The sequence below is a fragment of the Serratia surfactantfaciens genome, from assembly GCF_001642805.2.
Taxonomy (GTDB): Bacteria; Pseudomonadota; Gammaproteobacteria; order Enterobacterales; family Enterobacteriaceae; genus Serratia; species Serratia surfactantfaciens.
Window position 1 is genome coordinate 3145070 of record NZ_CP016948.1, and the last position, 16158, is coordinate 3161227.

At 58.9% G+C, this 16158-nt stretch carries 14 protein-coding genes; 8 read left to right on the plus strand and 6 right to left on the minus strand.

The annotated features are described in order from the left end of the window. The first annotated feature begins 272 nt into the window (after window positions 1-272). Window positions 273-788, plus strand: coding sequence for a hypothetical protein (locus ATE40_RS14825; RefSeq protein WP_019452428.1), 516 nt, complete (start codon window positions 273-275; stop codon window positions 786-788). A gap of 32 nt (window positions 789-820) precedes the next feature. Further along, complete coding sequence (locus tag ATE40_RS14830; RefSeq protein ID WP_004941647.1) at window positions 821-1069, plus strand: GlsB/YeaQ/YmgE family stress response membrane protein; 249 nt, start codon at window positions 821-823, stop codon at window positions 1067-1069. A 45-nt stretch (window positions 1070-1114) separates the two neighbouring features. On the opposite strand, the gene uraA is transcribed toward ATE40_RS14830, so the two are convergent. Then, window positions 1115-2404 carry a uracil permease gene (gene uraA / locus ATE40_RS14835; RefSeq protein ID WP_004941645.1) on the minus strand — a complete coding sequence of 430 codons (1290 nt, stop codon included), beginning with the start codon at window positions 2402-2404 and terminating at the stop codon, window positions 1115-1117. 207 nt (window positions 2405-2611) lie between these two features. Next, a complete protein-coding gene (upp, locus tag ATE40_RS14840) occupies window positions 2612-3238 on the minus strand; it encodes a uracil phosphoribosyltransferase (RefSeq protein ID WP_038873707.1) in 627 nt (208 codons plus the stop codon). Between the two features lie 255 nt (window positions 3239-3493). Between upp and purM the strand changes: the two genes are divergently transcribed. The 4 genes from purM (at window position 3494) to ATE40_RS14860 (ending at window position 6250) form a co-directional block, all read left to right on the plus strand. Beyond that, window positions 3494-4531 (plus strand): phosphoribosylformylglycinamidine cyclo-ligase, encoded by a 1038-nt coding sequence (gene purM, locus ATE40_RS14845; RefSeq protein ID WP_019452426.1) that lies wholly within the window; start codon window positions 3494-3496, stop codon window positions 4529-4531. Beyond that, window positions 4531-5169: a phosphoribosylglycinamide formyltransferase gene (gene purN / locus ATE40_RS14850; RefSeq protein ID WP_063919863.1), complete on the plus strand. Its 639-nt coding sequence runs from the start codon at window positions 4531-4533 to the stop codon at window positions 5167-5169. The genes purM and purN overlap by 1 nt, the downstream gene beginning before the upstream one ends. A 113-nt stretch (window positions 5170-5282) precedes the next feature. After that, a complete protein-coding gene (gene speG / locus ATE40_RS14855) occupies window positions 5283-5834 on the plus strand; it encodes a spermidine N1-acetyltransferase (RefSeq protein ID WP_004941631.1) in 552 nt (183 codons plus the stop codon). Between the two features lie 200 nt (window positions 5835-6034). Continuing rightward, window positions 6035-6250 (plus strand): hypothetical protein, encoded by a 216-nt coding sequence (locus ATE40_RS14860; RefSeq protein WP_019452424.1) that lies wholly within the window; start codon window positions 6035-6037, stop codon window positions 6248-6250. Between the two features lie 29 nt (window positions 6251-6279). On the opposite strand, the gene ATE40_RS14865 is transcribed toward ATE40_RS14860, so the two are convergent. The 4 genes from ATE40_RS14865 to ATE40_RS14880 all read right to left on the minus strand — a co-directional run bounded on the left by ATE40_RS14865 (window position 6280) and on the right by ATE40_RS14880 (window position 11966). Further along, a complete protein-coding gene (locus ATE40_RS14865; RefSeq protein ID WP_019452423.1) occupies window positions 6280-7077 on the minus strand; it encodes a hypothetical protein in 798 nt (265 codons plus the stop codon). Window positions 7078-7307: 230 nt separating this feature from the next. Beyond that, on the minus strand, window positions 7308-8120 hold the full coding sequence (gene pstB / locus ATE40_RS14870; protein ID WP_019452422.1) for a phosphate ABC transporter ATP-binding protein PstB: 813 nt from the start codon (window positions 8118-8120) through the stop codon (window positions 7308-7310). Between the two features lie 28 nt (window positions 8121-8148). Then, entirely contained in the window at window positions 8149-9798 is a 1650-nt protein-coding gene (gene pstA, locus ATE40_RS14875) for a phosphate ABC transporter permease PstA (RefSeq protein ID WP_019452421.1), read from the minus strand. Then, window positions 9795-11966 carry an ABC transporter permease subunit gene (locus ATE40_RS14880; protein WP_063919864.1) on the minus strand — a complete coding sequence of 724 codons (2172 nt, stop codon included), beginning with the start codon at window positions 11964-11966 and terminating at the stop codon, window positions 9795-9797. Before ATE40_RS14880 ends, pstA begins: the two co-directional genes overlap by 4 nt. 396 nt (window positions 11967-12362) lie before the next feature. Here ATE40_RS14880 and ppk1 point away from each other — a divergent pair, with 396 nt between their 5' ends. Together ppk1 and ppx are read left to right on the plus strand one after the other, a co-directional pair. Then, complete coding sequence (gene ppk1, locus ATE40_RS14885; protein WP_033648827.1) at window positions 12363-14426, plus strand: polyphosphate kinase 1; 2064 nt, start codon at window positions 12363-12365, stop codon at window positions 14424-14426. Window positions 14427-14436: 10 nt separating this feature from the next. After that, window positions 14437-15987 (plus strand): exopolyphosphatase, encoded by a 1551-nt coding sequence (gene ppx / locus ATE40_RS14890; protein WP_019452418.1) that lies wholly within the window; start codon window positions 14437-14439, stop codon window positions 15985-15987. Window positions 15988-16158 lie beyond the last annotated feature (171 nt).

The window sequence follows — 16158 nt, forward strand, 5'->3', positions numbered from 1 at the left end:
AGAAGCACCTCAACCAAAACTGGCAGAAAAACGCGGGCAGTTTAACACAGAAAACGGCCGCTGTTGAACCGGCAGGATCTTATGCCGCAATAGTGAGCAATGCCTTAGCGCCGTTTAATCGATTGCGGCTCCCTCACCGGCAAGAATAGTCTGATATCAAACCCTAACCCCATGCCTACGCAGGTTAAATTTGTAATTTAAGTAAAACCTGACCTAGTATAGGTAGGCAAAACGCAATCACCATCAACAAGGTTTCTGCAAGGATATAGACGATGAAAGTATGGAATAAAGTGCTGTTAGCCTCCTTTATCGGGTTGTTGGTTGCCGGCTGTGATGACTCCTCCAAGGTTGACGCCAACCTGGATAAAGCCAAAGACAGCGCCGAGCAGATGAAAGACGCCGCCCAGAAAAAAGCGGACGATCTGACGGACAAGGCAAAAGCGACGGCGGATGAAATCAAAAAAGAGGCCGCTACGCAGGCTGACCAACTGAAGGACAAAGCCTCGGCGATTAAAGATGAAGCCGCCAAGCAAGCGGACGCCATCACCAACGACGCCAAGGCCAAAGCCGCCGCGATCAAAGATGACGCCGGCAAGCAGAGCCAGCAGTTGGTGGATCAGGCCAAGGCCATCAAGAACGACGCCATCAACGGCGCCAACGATCTGACCGAGCAAGCCAAGGCGAAAACCGAAGCCATCAAGAACAGCGCCGAAAACAAAGCGCAAGAGTTGAAACAAGAGACCGATGCGGCGGTGAACGGCAATACACAGCCGGCCACCCAGCAGTAAGCCATACTCAGCCACCAAGAGAGGAGCAGTAAATGGGGATTATTTCCTGGATTATCTTCGGCCTGATCGCCGGTATTTTGGCTAAGTGGATCATGCCCGGCAAAGACGGCGGCGGCTTTATCCTGACCGTTGTGCTGGGGATCGTCGGTGCCGTGGTCGGCGGCTATATCAGCACCTTCTTCGGCTACGGCAAGGTTGACGGCTTCAACTTCGGCAGCTTCGTGGTGGCGGTCATCGGCGCCATCGTGGTGCTGTTCGTGTACCGCAAAATTCGCAGCTAAGGCGAATGACCTATCAAAAGGGCAGCCCACGGGCTGCCCTTTTCGTTACTTCTGCTCGGCCGGTTCGTCCGGCGCGTCAAGCACCTCTTCTTCCTTGCGGAACAGGCTGATGACCTTGAACAGCAGGCTCAGGCCGATGCCGACGATGGTCGCCAGCGCCATGCCTTTCAGCTCCGCCGCGCCGATGTGCACCTTGGCGCCGCTCACGCCGATGATCAGAATCACCGAGGTCAAAATCAGGTTTTGCGCTTTGTTGTAATCCACTTTGGATTCGATCAGCACGCGGATGCCCGAGGCGCCGATCACGCCGTACAGCAGCAGGGAAACACCGCCCATCACCGGCACCGGCACCGCCTGGATCGCCGCCGCCAGCTTGCCGATGCAAGACAGCAGGATAGCCAATACCGCCGCGCCGCCGATCACCCAGGTGCTGTAAACCTTGGTGATGGCCATCACGCCGATATTCTCGCCGTAGGTGGTGTTCGGCGTGGAGCCGAAGAAGCCGGAGAACACCGTCGAGATACCGTTGGCGAACATCGAGCGGTGCAGGCCCGGATCGCGGATCAGATCTTTTTTCACGATGTTGGCGGTCACCACCAGGTGCCCGACGTGCTCGGCGATCACCACCAGCGCCGCCGGGAGGATGGTGAAGATGGCGAACCACTCAAAGCGCGGGGTGTAGAAGGTCGGCAGTGCGAACCAGTGCGCCTCGCGGATCGGGGTCAAATCCACCACGCCCATGAAGAACGACAGCGCATAGCCCACCAGCACGCCGATCAGGATCGGAATAATCGCCAGGAAGCCGCGGAACAGCACCGAGCCGAGCACCGTGACCGCCAGCGTCACCAGAGAAATGGTGATGGTGGTCGAGTCGGCGCTGGCGCCTTCCGCCGGCAGCAGCCCCGCCATGTTGGCCGCCACGCCCGCCAACTCCAGGCCGATGACGGCAACGATCGCCCCCATCGCCGCTGGCGGGAACATCACGTCCAGCCAGCCGGTGCCGGCCTTTTTCACGATCAGTGCCACCAGGCAGAACAGCACGCCGCACATGATGAAACCGCCCAACGCCACTTCATAACCGAGCGGCAACAGCAGCAGCACCGGCGAGATAAACGCGAAGCTGGAGCCGAGATAGGCCGGGATCTTGCCTTTACAGATGAACAGATACAGCAGCGTGCCGATACCGTTGAACAGCAGTACGGTCGCCGGGTTGATCTTGAACAAGATAGGCACCAGCACGGTGGCGCCGAACATGGCGAACAGGTGCTGGAAGCTGAGCGGAATGGTCTGGAGCAGCGGCGGGCGCTCGCTGACGCCGATGGCGCGACGGGTCATGTGTGCTTTTCCTCTGAGTCATTAATCGTTATGCAAGCTGAATTGTCTATGCTCAATGGATTTCAAGTTACAGCCAGGCGGCCAGGGCAATAATCCCCAGGAGCTTATATCAAATAAGTGACTGGGGTTATTGCCTGCAGCCAACAACGCTGTAGCTTGAAAGACGAAGAGCATAAAAAAGCCGACTCGTTAAGTCGGCTCAAATGTTTACTTGGTACCAAATATCTTGTCGCCCGCATCGCCCAGGCCAGGCACGATGTAGCCCTTGTCGTTCAGGCACTGATCGATGGAAGCGGTGTACAGCTCAACGTCCGGGTGCGCTTTCTCCAGCGCGGCGATGCCTTCCGGCGCCGCCACCAGCACCAGCACCTTGATGCTGTGGCAGCCGGCTTTTTTCAGCAGATCGATAGTAGCGATCATCGAACCGCCGGTGGCCAGCATCGGGTCGACGACCAGCGCCATGCGCTCTTCGATGTTGGAAACCAGCTTCTGGAAGTACGGCACCGGCTCCAGGGTTTCTTCGTCGCGGTAAACGCCCACCACGCTGATGCGCGCGCTCGGCACGTGCTCCAGCACCCCTTCCATCATACCCAGGCCTGCGCGCAGGATAGGCACCACGGTAATCTTTTTCCCTTTGATCTGTTCCACTTCAACTGGCCCGCACCAGCCTTCGATGGTGACTTTTTCCGTCTCCAGATCGGCGGTCGCTTCATAGGTCAGTAAACTACCCACTTCTGAGGCCAGCTCACGGAAGCGTTTGGTGCTGATGTCATTTTCACGCATCAGGCCAAGCTTGTGTTTTACCAGCGGGTGTTTCACCTCAACGATCTTCATCATTTTTCTCCTATTAAGGTGGTTGCGGCCAAAAAAATCGCGGGATTATACCTCCTTTTTTTCGCCGCGCCACCCACAATAGCCCGATCGGGATCAACAAAAGTTTGAATATCAGTATAGATGACGAAAAAGCAAAGCCGGTTCACAAGCCGCTCGCAAACGTTTGCCTGCGCTGTTAGAATTGCCGCGCCTTATTCCGGAATCAACATCGGAAGCACAGTTTTCAAACCGCAAATCGTCGTGGGGAATCGCGCAGTGACCGACAAAACCTCTCTCAGCTATAAAGACGCAGGTGTCGATATCGATGCAGGCAACGCATTGGTAGACCGCATCAAAGGTGTAGTTAAACAGACCCGTCGCCCGGAAGTGATGGGCGGTCTGGGCGGGTTTGGCGCCCTGTGTGCGTTGCCGCAGAAATACCGCGAGCCGGTGCTGGTTTCCGGTACCGACGGCGTGGGCACCAAGCTGCGTCTGGCGATGGATCTGAAACGCCACGACACCATCGGCATCGATCTGGTGGCGATGTGCGTCAACGATCTGGTGGTTCAGGGCGCCGAGCCGCTGTTCTTCCTCGACTACTACGCCACCGGCAAACTGGACGTAGACACTGCGGCCAGCGTGATCACCGGCATCGCCGAAGGCTGCAAACAATCCGGCTGTGCGTTGGTGGGCGGCGAAACCGCTGAAATGCCGGGCATGTACCACGGCGAAGACTACGACGTGGCTGGTTTCTGCGTCGGCGTGGTCGAAAAATCCGAGATCATCGACGGCAGCAAAGTGCAGTCCGGCGACGCGCTGATCGCTCTGGGCGCTTCCGGCCCGCACTCCAACGGTTACTCGCTGGTGCGCAAGATCCTGGAAGTGAGCAACACCGATCCGACCGTGACTCAGCTGGAAGGCAAACCGCTGGCCGACCACCTGCTGGCGCCGACCAAGATTTACGTGAAGTCCGTGCTGGAGCTGATCGAGAAGGCGGACGTCCACGCCATCGCTCACCTCACCGGCGGCGGCTTCTGGGAAAACATTCCGCGCGTGCTGCCGGAAGGCATGCAGGCGGTGATCGACGAAGCCAGCTGGCAGTGGCCGGCGGTATTCACCTGGCTGCAGCAGGCCGGCAACGTCAGCCGTCATGAAATGTACCGCACCTTCAACTGCGGCGTAGGCATGGTTATCGCCCTGCCGGAAGCCGAAGTGGAAGCGGCCATCGCGCTGCTGACCACGGCAGGTGAAAAAGCGTGGAAAATCGGTAAACTGACCGCCTCTTCCGACGAACAACAAGTGGTCATCAACTGATGAAAAAGATCGTGGTGTTGGTCTCCGGCCAGGGGAGCAATCTCCAGGCGCTGATTGACGCCTGCCAGCAGGGCCGCATCACCGCCGAGATCGTGGCGGTGTTCAGCAACAAGGCGCAGGCTTACGGCCTGCAACGCGCCGAGGCGGCGGGCATCGCCGCCCAGGCGCTGGATGCCAAGGCTTACGCCGATCGCACGGCGTTCGACGCCGCGTTGGCGGACGCCATCGACCAGTACCAGCCCGATCTGGTGGTGCTGGCCGGCTACATGCGTATCCTCAGCCCGCAGTTCGTGCAGCGCTATGCCGGCCGCATGCTGAACATCCACCCTTCCCTGCTGCCGAAATACCCGGGTCTGCATACCCACCGTCAGGCCATCCACAACGGCGACAGCGAACACGGCACCTCGGTGCACTTCGTGACCGAACAGCTCGACGGCGGCCCGGTGATTTTGCAGGCCAAGGTGCCGATTTTCGCTGACGACGAAGAGGATGACGTGGTTGAACGGGTTCAAACCCAGGAACACACGATCTATCCACTGGTAGTGAGCTGGTTCGTCGACGGCCGCCTGGCGATGCGCGATGGCGCCGCCTGGCTGGACGGCGAACGCCTGCCTGAGCAGGGTCACGCCGCCGACTGATGCGCGCAGCCTGAACCTTGCCTAAACGGCGCCCGTGCGGCGCCGTTTTTTTTCGCCTTCCCCCTTCCCGGGACGTTATACTTTGCACAATCTCACGGCACAGAGGAGCCCACATGTCCAGCACTGCCAGCGTCAGGTTACGCCCATTGGAACGGGACGATCTGTCGTTCGTCCACCAGATGGACAACAACGCCAGCGTTATGCGCTATTGGTTTGAAGAACCCTACGAAGCCTTTGTCGAGCTTTCCGATCTCTACGACAAACACATCCACGATCAGAGCGAGCGCCGCTTTATCATCGAGCACGAAGGCGCCAAGGTCGGCCTGGTGGAGCTGGTGGAGATCGATCACATCCACCGCCGCGCAGAGTTCCAGATCATCATCGATCCCGCCCACCAGGGCAAAGGCTACGCCAGCACCGCCGCCCGTCTGGCGATGGACTACGGCTTCTCGGTGTTGAACCTGTACAAGCTGTACCTGATCGTCGACAAGGAGAACCCGAAGGCGATCCACATCTACAGCAAGCTGGGCTTCAACGTGGAAGGCGAGCTGATCGACGAGTTCTTCGTCAACGGCGAATACCGCACCGTGCTGCGCATGTGCATTTTCCAGCCGCAATATCTGGCGAAGTTCAAAACGCCCAATGATAAGCCGCTGGTGAAGTGAGGCTTAGCGAGAAAAAGAGAAAACCCGCCCAGGCGGGTTTTTTATTGGGAAATAAGTGGCTAGTATTAAGGGATGCTCTTTATCGTCAGGAAATAGCCTGATGAATAAAAAAATTAATAATATCCCCCAAGATAATTAATCGAAAAATAATTAATAGTGATAGTAAGAGTAACCCTCTGCCTCTACAAAGGAAAAATGCCATGACGACCGTCTCAAACCTGCTGCTTTTTATCGGCCTGACGATGCTCGCCATCGCCGCCGGTCTGAATACCTATAGCGGCTACGCGCCTGCAGATCCCAATAGCACCCCGCTATTTTCCCCGCTCTGGTGGACGCGCTGGTTCCCGCTCTATGCCTCGGGGGCCGCGTTGCTGCTGGTGGGGGGCGTGTTGAAGCTCGCCGATAAAACGCGTTAAGAACCATGTGATGGTATGGCGCTTAGAGGTTAATTATTTTTCTTGCCCAGCCTACGCATCAGCCATCCACGTTGTGGCTTTTCAGTGGGAGACAAATCGGCAAGGGCTTCCAAGGCGGTCTCTGGCAACTTCTCCTGCTCCGAAACGTTCCGCTCAAACCGACAACGCGCCAGATACTCCGCTTCGTTTTGACACAGGTGGAGTTTCCAACCAAGCCAGAAAACCTTGGCGCGCCACAGGCTTTTCCATTCATTAGTCGTCCAGATCACGACGAAAAACGCCAATATCAAATAGGCAATAAAGAAGAATAAAGATAAAAGAGTATTGGTTTCACTTTTCTCCAACGGCGGTTGCACGCTGATATAGAAACCATAGGCGATAGCTGAAGCGCTGATGATGAGGAAGACAAACCGCGAAACATACTGACGTAACAACTTGCGGGCATCCAGGGTAAACACGCCGTTTCTACTCGAAGTGAGGGGGGTACAACGCAAGAAACTGTTCAACGCAAGGTCGTTCAATGCCACCGGTCCACGGCCTAAATAGCCCACTAGTTGATGTGCCACCCATACCGGCAGGCGGATCCCAATACTTTCATATAGCGCTTTAATTTGCAGTAACGTCATACCACTCTGCGGCGCATCCCGCAATTTCTGAATACGCGACAGGACGGACAAGCGTTTAACATCGCTGACCCGGTCAAACTGGCAACGTCGCCGGGAATCATATCCCTTTAACCAGCGTAAAAATAGCCATGCCCCCCCAGATATCAGCAGAGGTAATAACCGGAGAGATAACTCTTTAAGATAAACTATATCAATGTTCATGCTTATAACCTCCTTTTATAGGCAGTTATTAATTCATTGATAAAATGAAAAAAAATGAAATGATGAATTAAAAACTCACCAAGGGTCCGATTTTTAGCGAGAACTATCTATATAACATGAATAGCGCCAAGGCAATTATGGAAGGGTTTTTATTGCGATACCGAGCCATATCTGCTGGACTTTATCTTCAATGAGCGGCGTAAACCCACCTGTTTACGCCGCTAACGCCCTCACCCATACCGCCCGGTAATATAATCCTCGGTGCGGCGCTGGCGCGGCGAGGTGAAAATCGCGTCGGTGTCGTTGTACTCCACCAGCCGGCCCTGATGAATAAAGGCGGTGTAGTCGGAGACCCGCGCCGCCTGCTGCATGTTGTGCGTCACCAACACCACGCTGTAGCGCTGTTTCAGCGCCGAAATCAGTTCCTCAATGGTCAGCGTGGAGATCGGATCCAGCGCCGAGGTCGGCTCGTCGAGCAGCAACACCTCCGGCTCGATGGCAATGGCGCGCGCGATCACCAGGCGCTGCTGCTGGCCGCTGGACAAGCGGAACGCATTTTCGCGCAGCCGGTCCTTCACCTCATGCCACAGCGCGGCGGCGCGCAGCGAACGCTCCACCGCTTCATCCAGCAAGCGCCGGTCGCGCACGCCCTGCAGCCGCAGGCCGTACACCACGTTTTCATAGATCGATTTCGGAAACGGGTTCGGCCGCTGGAACACCATGCCCACTCGCCGCCGCAGCGCCGCTACGTCGATCTGCGCGCCGGAGATCGCCGCGCCGTTCAGCTGCAGATCGCCCTCGATCCGGCAGTTGTCCACCAGATCGTTCATGCGGTTGAAACAGCGCAGCAGCGTCGATTTACCGCAGCCCGAAGGGCCGATCAGGGCCGTCACCCGGTGTTTCGGGATGCGCAGCGAAATATCGTGCAGCACCTGTTTGTCGCCATAAAACAGGTTCAGGCCGTTGACCGCCAGTGCGGTCTGTTCATCGTCGAGATGCTGGACATCCAGCCGGGGCAAACTGCCTGGCGTCATCAAACCCATTACGCACTCCCCAAAAATAGCGTCATTGTTACTGCGACCATGCTCGGTACCGCTCCCTCAACGAATGGCGGATGCCCATCGCCGCCAGATTCAAACTCACCACGATCGTCACCAGCAGGAAGGCGGTGGCGAACACCAGCGGCCGCGCCGCCTCTACGCTCGGGCTCTGGAACGCCATATCGTAGATCTGGAAGCTCAGGTGCATAAACTTCCGCTCCAGGTGCAGATACGGGAAAATCTCGTCCACCGGCAGCACCGGCACCGATTTAACTACCCCCACCAGCATCAGCGGCGCCGTTTCCCCGGCGGCGCGCGCCACCGCCAGAATCAAGCCGGTCATCATCGCCGGCGCCGCCATCGGCAGCACGATGCGCCACAGCGTCTCGGCCCGGCTGGCGCCCAGCGCCATCGAGCCCTGCCGCAGCGAGGTGGGAATGCGCGACAGCCCTTCCTCGGTGGCGACGATCACCACCGGCAGCGTCAGCAGCGCCAGCGTCAGCGCCGCCCACAGCACGCCGGGCGTACCGAAGGTCGGGTTGGGCAAGGACTCAGGATAGAACAGCTGATCGAGCGTGCCGCCAATCATGTAAACAAAAAAGCCGAGGCCAAAAACGCCGTAGACGATCGAAGGCACCCCGGCCAGGTTGACCACCGCGATGCGGATCACCCGCGTCAGCAGATTGTTGCCGGCATATTCGTGCAGATATACCGCCGCAATTACGCCAAACGGCATCACCACGATCGACATCAGGATCACCATCAAGACCGTGCCGAAAATGGCCGGGAACACCCCGCCTTCGGTGTTCGCCTCGCGCGGGCTGTCGGTGAGGAACTTCTTCACCTGATCGCCCCAGTGCGCCAGTTTCTCGGTGGTGCTCATGGCGTTCGGATACCAGGCATCGCGCACTTGGCTGAGCGGAATGGTCAACGTCTGGCCGTGCATGTCGCGCAACAGCAGCGCGTCACGCTGGCGATCGCGGTTCAGCCCCGCCAGGCGTTCGGACAGCTGCTGGTACTGCCGCTGCAGCTCCAGCCGCTCGGCCTTGATACCGTCCTGCGCACGGGCGTCCAGCTTATCGTCGCGCTGCAAACGCTTTTCCCGCAGCCGCAGCGCGTCAAACTGTTGATTGATGCGCGCCATATCGCGGAATTGAATGTCATGCGCCTGGCGCGAGAGCGCGGCGATCTGCGGCAGCCGCTGTTGCAACGCCTGCCCCAGATTGCGGCCGGTCAGCGGTTGCCCATCCTCCAGCAGCCCCGCCAGATAGCCGTAGGCGGTGCCGTGGCTGTCGCGCTCCAGCACCAGCAGGCTGCGCGGCGTGCTCTGGCTGCGGATATCGCTGGCCAGCAAAGTGCGGAAATCTTGCCCCTCGCGCTCGCGGTTGCCGACTTTGATCAGGTAACGCTCGACGTTCTGCGCCTCGCCCGGTGGCGTCACGCCCGCCTCCGTCAGCTGGCGGCGCGAAATGCTTTGCTGCTGATACAGCTCGCCGATCACCGTCACCGGCCCGGCGCCGTTCTGATTCAGCTCAAACTGATAGACCGGGCTCGGCCAGAAATAGCGCATCCCTTGCCCGGCCAGCAGCAGCAGGATGCCGATCAGCGCCAACAGGCTGACGGCGACCGAACCGGCGGTCAGCCATATCCACGGCGACCCGCTCTTCACCCAGTTCTTCATGGCGCCTCCTGATTCGGCGTGTAGCGTTTGCGCAGCCGCAGGCGCACCGCCTCCGCCAGCGTGTTGAACACGAAGGTGAAGACAAACAGCACCAGCGCGGTCAGGAACAGCACGCGGTAATGGCTGCTGCCGGAAACCGCCTCCGGCATCTCGATGGCGATGTTGGCCGCCAGCGCCCGCAGCCCCTGGAACAGGCTGCCATCAATGATCGGCGTGTTGCCGGTGGCCATCAACACGATCATGGTTTCCCCCACCGCGCGGCCAAAGCCGATCATCAGCGCGGAGAAAATGCCGGCGCTGGCGGAAGGCAGCACCACCTTGATCACCGTCTGCCATTGAGTGGCGCCCAGAGCCAGCGAGCCCTGGCTCAAGGTGGCTGGCACGCTGAACAACGCGTCCTCCGCCAGCGAGAAGATGATCGGCACCAGCGCGAAGCCCATCGCCACGCCCACCACCAGCGCATTGCGCTGATCGTAATTATCTCCCAACCAGAAGTGCAGCGGCTCGCCGAACAGCGCTACCTCCAGCCACGGCCCCAGGCTGAACGCCAGCCACACCGTCAACGCCAGCAGCGGCAACAGCAGCAGCAGATCGACGCCCGGCCGACAGCGCGGCATCAGGCGATGAGTCAACGCGCCGCACAGCAGCACCGCCGCCGCCAACAGCAGCGGCAACGCCAGCACCGCCAACAGATACTGCTCGATGATCGGCGCCAGCCAAATGCCGGCCACCAGGCCGATCACCACCGTCGGCAGCGCGCCCATTACTTCGATGGCCGGTTTGATCACCCGCCGCAACCCCGGCGTCATAAAGTAAGCGGTATAGATGGCGCCGGCCAATGCCAGCGGAATGGCGAACAGCATCGCGTAAGCCGCCGCCTTGAAGGTGCCGAAGATCACCGGCATCAGGCTGAATTTGGGTTGGTAGCTGTCTTCACCGGAGGTCGACTGCCAGACGTAGGCCGGCTGCGGGTAATTCTCATACCACACCTTGCCCCACAGCGAACGCCAGGTGACGTCCGGGTACGGGTTGTCGAGCGCATAGCGCTGCCAGCCTTTGTCGCTCTCCAGCAGCAGGCCATCGCCGCGCGGTGCGAACGCCATCTGCCGCACCTCGGCACCCAAACGGGTATTCAGCAGCGGCTGCGGTTGAATGGTAGAGAATAGCGAGAAACCGCCGTCGGGCCGCAGGGTGGCGAACACCCGGCGGTAAGGCTCGGCCACCGTCAGCTCCTGCCCGTCGGCGCCGTGGTCGAAATGCTGCACCGGCGTCAGGCGCCAGCGCCGATCTTTTTCCACCTCGAACCACTCGCGCAGATTGCCGTCGGCACCCTTGATCAGCAGCGCGCTGCCGCCGGGCAGCGCCGTCATTTGATACGGGGCATGTTCGCCCAAGGTGCGCGTTTCACGCAGCTGCAGCTGCGCGCCGTCGATTTCATAACGCGCCAACCGGTTGCCGGTCAGCAGGTATAGCTGGCGGCCATCCGGCGTCAGCACCAGTTGCTCTCCGCCTTGCTCCAGCGGGCGCTCGCTGAACTGCGGCGGCCGATCGGGGCTGAAGCGGCCGAATACCAGGCGCCGATCGTCGGTCACCCCGGCCAGCAGATACTGCCCGCGATGCGCATCCGCCAACGATAACAGCTTCAGCGGCTTACGCTGCGGATCCAGCGCCAACGGCTGTTGCCCGAGCGGGAACAGCCACTGCGGCCGACCATTTTCCGCCGTGGCGAAATCCGCGCGCGCCACCACCAACCGGCCGTCGGCCTGCGCCAGCGCAAACAGATCGCGCTCACCGGCAGCCTGCGCGAGCAGCGCCGGTTTGGCCAACAGCGTTTGCTGCGCCAGCGGCGTCTGAGCCTGCTCGCCCTGTCTCGGCGTCAGGCGATAAAACTGCCCCGCGCCCTGCGCGTCGATGCGATAACCCACTCGCTGCTGTACGTCCATACCCAGCGCCAACGCCGGGGCCGACACTGCGATCGGCAGCGGCTGCGCCTGGCCGAGCGAGGCCGGTTTGAACAGCGGCAGCACGGCAAACAGCAGATAAACGAAGATCAGCATCAACGTCATCAACACCATCAGCCCGCTGGCGGTCACTGCCGCCTGCACGCCACGGTCGATGCGCCCGCGCAGGCGATCTCGGGGATGTTGATTTGCCGTCGTCTGTGTCATGTCTCTCGCTGTCGCTGAAGTAATCGGGCTTGCGCCGTAAGATAACCGGGCATCTTATGTCAGTTTTATGACGTTTGCATGACAAAGTTATCCGGCACAATTCAGGTTTTTTACACTGCAAACAGACAATATGACGTTGATATATTGCTAAAAAACGACCATTAACACGCTTGATAACGCCAAAAATAAGCCAGCTAACCATCATTTCATGCTGTTCACATCGCCGTTGCGCGTCCCGCCTCAACGAAAATTTATTGCCGCCGAAAAACACCGCGCGCCAACGCAATGGATATGTTGGACTTTCCTGTCAATCTCTCGCAATAATGATGAAGGACACTAGAGCGGCATCCGGGCGCTGCGTCCCGGATCCTATTCTAAAATTGAACTGGAGTGGCAATGGGTCAGGAAAAGCTCTACATCGAAAAAGAACTAAGCTGGTTATCCTTTAATGAACGCGTGTTGCAGGAAGCCGCAGATAAGAGCAATCCCCTGATTGAACGTATGCGTTTTCTGGGCATTTACTCCAACAACCTCGACGAGTTCTATAAAGTCCGCTTCGCCGATCTCAAACGGCGCATCCTGATCAGTGAAGAGCAAGGCTCCGCCGGCGCCTCACGCCACCTGCTGAAAAAGATCCAGGCCAAGGTGCTGAAAACCGATCAGGAGTTCGATGGCCTGTATAACGATCTGCTGCTGGAAATGGCGCGCAATCAGATCTTCCTGATCAACGAACGCCAGGTGTCCGAAAACCAGCAAATCTGGCTGCGGCAATATTTCAAGCAGCATCTGCGCCAACACATCACGCCGATCCTGATCAACCACGACACCAATCTGGTGCAGTTCCTGAAAGACGATTACACCTACCTGGCGGTGGAGATCATTCGCGGGGCGCGCATCGACTATGCGCTGCTGGAAATCCCGTCCGACAAGGTGCCGCGCTTCGTCAATCTGCCGCCGGAAGCGCCGCGCCGCCGCAAGCCGATGATCCTGCTCGACAACATTCTGCGTTACTGCCTGGACGATATTTTCAAGGGCTTCTTCGATTACGACGCGCTCAACGCCTATTCGATGAAGATGACCCGCGACGCAGAGTACGATCTGGTGACCGAAATGGAATCCAGCCTGCTGGAACTGATGTCTTCCAGCCTGAAACAACGCCTGACCGCCGAGCCGGTGCGCTTCGTTTATCAGCGCGACATGCCGAATGAAATGGTGGAACTGCTGCGCGGCAAGCTGGGCATCTCCAACTACGATTCGGTGATCGCCGGTGGCCGCTACCACAATTTCAAAGATTTCATCAGTTTCCCGAACGTCGGCAAGGCCAATCTGGTCAACAAGCCGCTTCCGCGCCTGCGCCACATCTGGTTCGACGGTTTCCGCAACGGCTTCGACGCCATTCGCGAAAAGGACGTGCTGCTCTACTACCCGTATCACACCTTCGAACACGTGCTGGAGCTGCTGCGCCAGGCGTCGTTCGATCCGAGCGTGTTGGCTATCAAGATCAACATCTACCGGGTGGCGAAAGATTCGCGCATCATCGAATCGATGATCCACGCCGCGCACAACGGCAAAAAGGTCACGGTGGTGGTCGAGCTGCAGGCGCGCTTCGACGAAGAGGCCAACATCCACTGGGCGAAACGCCTGACCGAAGCCGGCGTGCACGTGATCTTCTCGGCGCCGGGGCTGAAAATCCACGCCAAACTGTTCCTGATTTCGCGCCGTGAAGGCGATGAAATTGTGCGCTATGCTCATATCGGTACCGGCAACTTTAACGAAAAAACCGCGCGCATCTACACCGACTATTCGCTGTTGACCGCCGACTCACGCATCACCAACGAGGTGCGCCGGGTATTCAACTTTATCGAGAACCCCTACCGGCCGGTCACCTTCGACAACCTGATGGTGTCGCCGCAGAACTCGCGCCTGAAGCTGTATGAGCTGATCGACAACGAAATCGCCAACGCCCAGGCCGGGGAACAGGCCGGCATTATGTTGAAAATAAATAATCTGGTGGATAAAGGGCTGGTAGATCGGTTATATACCGCGTCCGGTGCCGGCGTGAAGATCCGCCTGCTGGTGCGCGGCATGTGTTCCCTGATTCCCAACCTGCCGGGGATCAGCGACAATATTCAGGTGATCAGCATCGTCGATCGCTTTTTGGAACACGATCGGGTTTACGTTTTCGACAATAAAGGTGACAAACGGGTGTATCTGTCCTCCGCCGACTGGATGACCCGCAACATAGATTACCGTATCGAAGTGGCGGTATCGCTGCTGGATCCGGCGCTGAAACAGCGCGTTCTGGACATTCTGGAGATCCTGTTCAGCGATACGGTCAAAGCCCGCTATGTGGATAAAGAACTGAGCAACCAGTACGTGCCGCGCGGCAATCGCCGCAAAGTGCGCGCCCAGGTGGCTATTTACGAGTACTTAAAAGCTCTGGAACAACCAGGACAGTAGGCCAGCAACTATGCCGCTAAAAAACACTGCAACGAACAAACCGCAGGAAATCGCCGCCATCGACCTCGGGTCGAACAGTTTCCACATGGTGATCGCCCGCGTCGTCAACGGCGCCTTACAGGTATTGGGCCGTTTAAAACAGCGGGTGCATCTCGCCGACGGATTGGACAGCAACAACGTACTCAGTGAAGAGGCGATAGAACGCGGCCTGGCCTGCCTGGCGCTGTTTGCCGAGCGGCTGCAGGGCTTCCCGGCGGATAACGTCACCATCGTTGGCACCCATACCCTGCGCCAGGCGGTGAACGCCGAAGTGTTCCTCAAGCGCGCAGCCAAAGTGATCCCCTACCCGATCGAAATCATCGCCGGCCAGGAAGAGGCGCGTCTGATCTTCATGGGCGTGGAGCACACTCAGCCGGAGAAAGGCCGCAAGCTGGTAATCGACATCGGCGGCGGCTCCACCGAGCTGGTGATCGGCGAAGACTTCGAGCCGCTGCTGGCGGAAAGCCGCCGCATGGGCTGCGTCAGCTTCGCCCAGCTGTTCTTCCCGGGCGGCGAGATCAGCAAAAACAACTTCCGCCGCGCGCGCTTGGCGGCGGCGCAGAAGCTGGAAACGCTGGCCTGGCAGTACCGCATTCAGGGCTGGCAGTATGCGCTGGGCGCCTCGGGCACCATCAAGGCCGCCCATGAAGTGCTGGTGGCGATGGGGGAAAAAGACGGTCTTATCACCCTGGAGCGTCTGGAAATGCTCGCCGAGCAGGTGCTGCAGTTTAAAAGCTTCAGTTCGCTGAGCCTGCCGGGGCTGTCGGAAGATCGCCAGTCGGTGTTCGTGCCGGGGCTGGCTATCCTGTGCGGCGTGTTCGACGCGCTGGCGATCCGCGATCTGCGCTTGTCCGACGGCGCGCTGCGCGAAGGCGTGCTGTATGAAATGGAAGGCCGTTTCCGCCACCAGGACATCCGCAGCCGCACCGCCAAAAGCCTGGCCGATCACTACAACATCGACCGCGAGCAGGCCAAGCGGGTGCTGGAAACCACCGAGCTGCTCTACTCGCAGTGGATGGCGCAAAACACCAAGCTGGCGCATCCGCAGCTGGAGGCCCTGCTGAAATGGGCCGCCATGCTGCACGAGGTGGGGCTGAGCATCAACCACAGCGGCATGCACCGCCATTCGGCCTACATTCTGCAAAACTCCAACCTGCCTGGCTTCAACCAGGAACAGCAGCTGCTGCTGGCGGCGCTGGTGCGCTTCCACCGCAAGGCGATCAAGCTCGAAGAGCTGCCGCGCCTCAACCTGTTCAAGAAGAAACACTACCTGCCGCTGATCCAGCTGCTGCGTCTGAGCACCCTCCTCAACAACCAGCGTCAGTCGACCACCACGCCGGAAACGCTGCGCCTGACCACCGACGACAACCACTGGACGCTGCGCTTCCCGGCCGGCTACCTGGCGCAGAACAACCTAGTGCAGCTGGATTTCGAACGCGAGCAGGCCTACTGGAACGACGTCGTCGGCTGGAAGCTGCTGATCGACGAAGAAGGTTCGCAAGACGAACAGCGCTCCGCCTGATCCCCCGCCCCCTGCCAGCAGGGGGTTTTTCTTTCCGCCTTCGCCCCGCCAACCTAAACGAAACCCTAATACGCCACGCCGCACGCCGGAAAAAAATGGACAACTTTTGTCATCAGCGCCTAAAATCCGGTTACAAATTCTCGAGCGAATAACACAGGACACCGGCATACC

What these genes read in the sequence shown, in the direction of transcription:
- uraA (WP_004941645.1), bottom strand. Translation starts at nt 2,404, where the DNA reads ATGACCCGTCGCGCCATCGGCGTCAGCGAGCGCCCGCCGCTGCTCCAG.
- upp (WP_038873707.1), bottom strand. Translation starts at nt 3,238, where the DNA reads ATGAAGATCGTTGAGGTGAAACACCCGCTGGTAAAACACAAGCTTGGC.
- purN (WP_063919863.1), top strand. Translation starts at nt 4,531, where the DNA reads ATGAAAAAGATCGTGGTGTTGGTCTCCGGCCAGGGGAGCAATCTCCAG.
- ATE40_RS14880 (WP_063919864.1), bottom strand. Translation starts at nt 11,966, where the DNA reads ATGACACAGACGACGGCAAATCAACATCCCCGAGATCGCCTGCGCGGG.
- ATE40_RS14825 (WP_019452428.1), top strand. Translation starts at nt 273, where the DNA reads ATGAAAGTATGGAATAAAGTGCTGTTAGCCTCCTTTATCGGGTTGTTG.
- pstA (WP_019452421.1), bottom strand. Translation starts at nt 9,798, where the DNA reads ATGAAGAACTGGGTGAAGAGCGGGTCGCCGTGGATATGGCTGACCGCC.
- speG (WP_004941631.1), top strand. Translation starts at nt 5,283, where the DNA reads ATGTCCAGCACTGCCAGCGTCAGGTTACGCCCATTGGAACGGGACGAT.
- ppk1 (WP_033648827.1), top strand. Translation starts at nt 12,363, where the DNA reads ATGGGTCAGGAAAAGCTCTACATCGAAAAAGAACTAAGCTGGTTATCC.
- ppx (WP_019452418.1), top strand. Translation starts at nt 14,437, where the DNA reads ATGCCGCTAAAAAACACTGCAACGAACAAACCGCAGGAAATCGCCGCC.
- pstB (WP_019452422.1), bottom strand. Translation starts at nt 8,120, where the DNA reads ATGGGTTTGATGACGCCAGGCAGTTTGCCCCGGCTGGATGTCCAGCAT.
- ATE40_RS14860 (WP_019452424.1), top strand. Translation starts at nt 6,035, where the DNA reads ATGACGACCGTCTCAAACCTGCTGCTTTTTATCGGCCTGACGATGCTC.
- ATE40_RS14865 (WP_019452423.1), bottom strand. Translation starts at nt 7,077, where the DNA reads ATGAACATTGATATAGTTTATCTTAAAGAGTTATCTCTCCGGTTATTA.
- ATE40_RS14830 (WP_004941647.1), top strand. Translation starts at nt 821, where the DNA reads ATGGGGATTATTTCCTGGATTATCTTCGGCCTGATCGCCGGTATTTTG.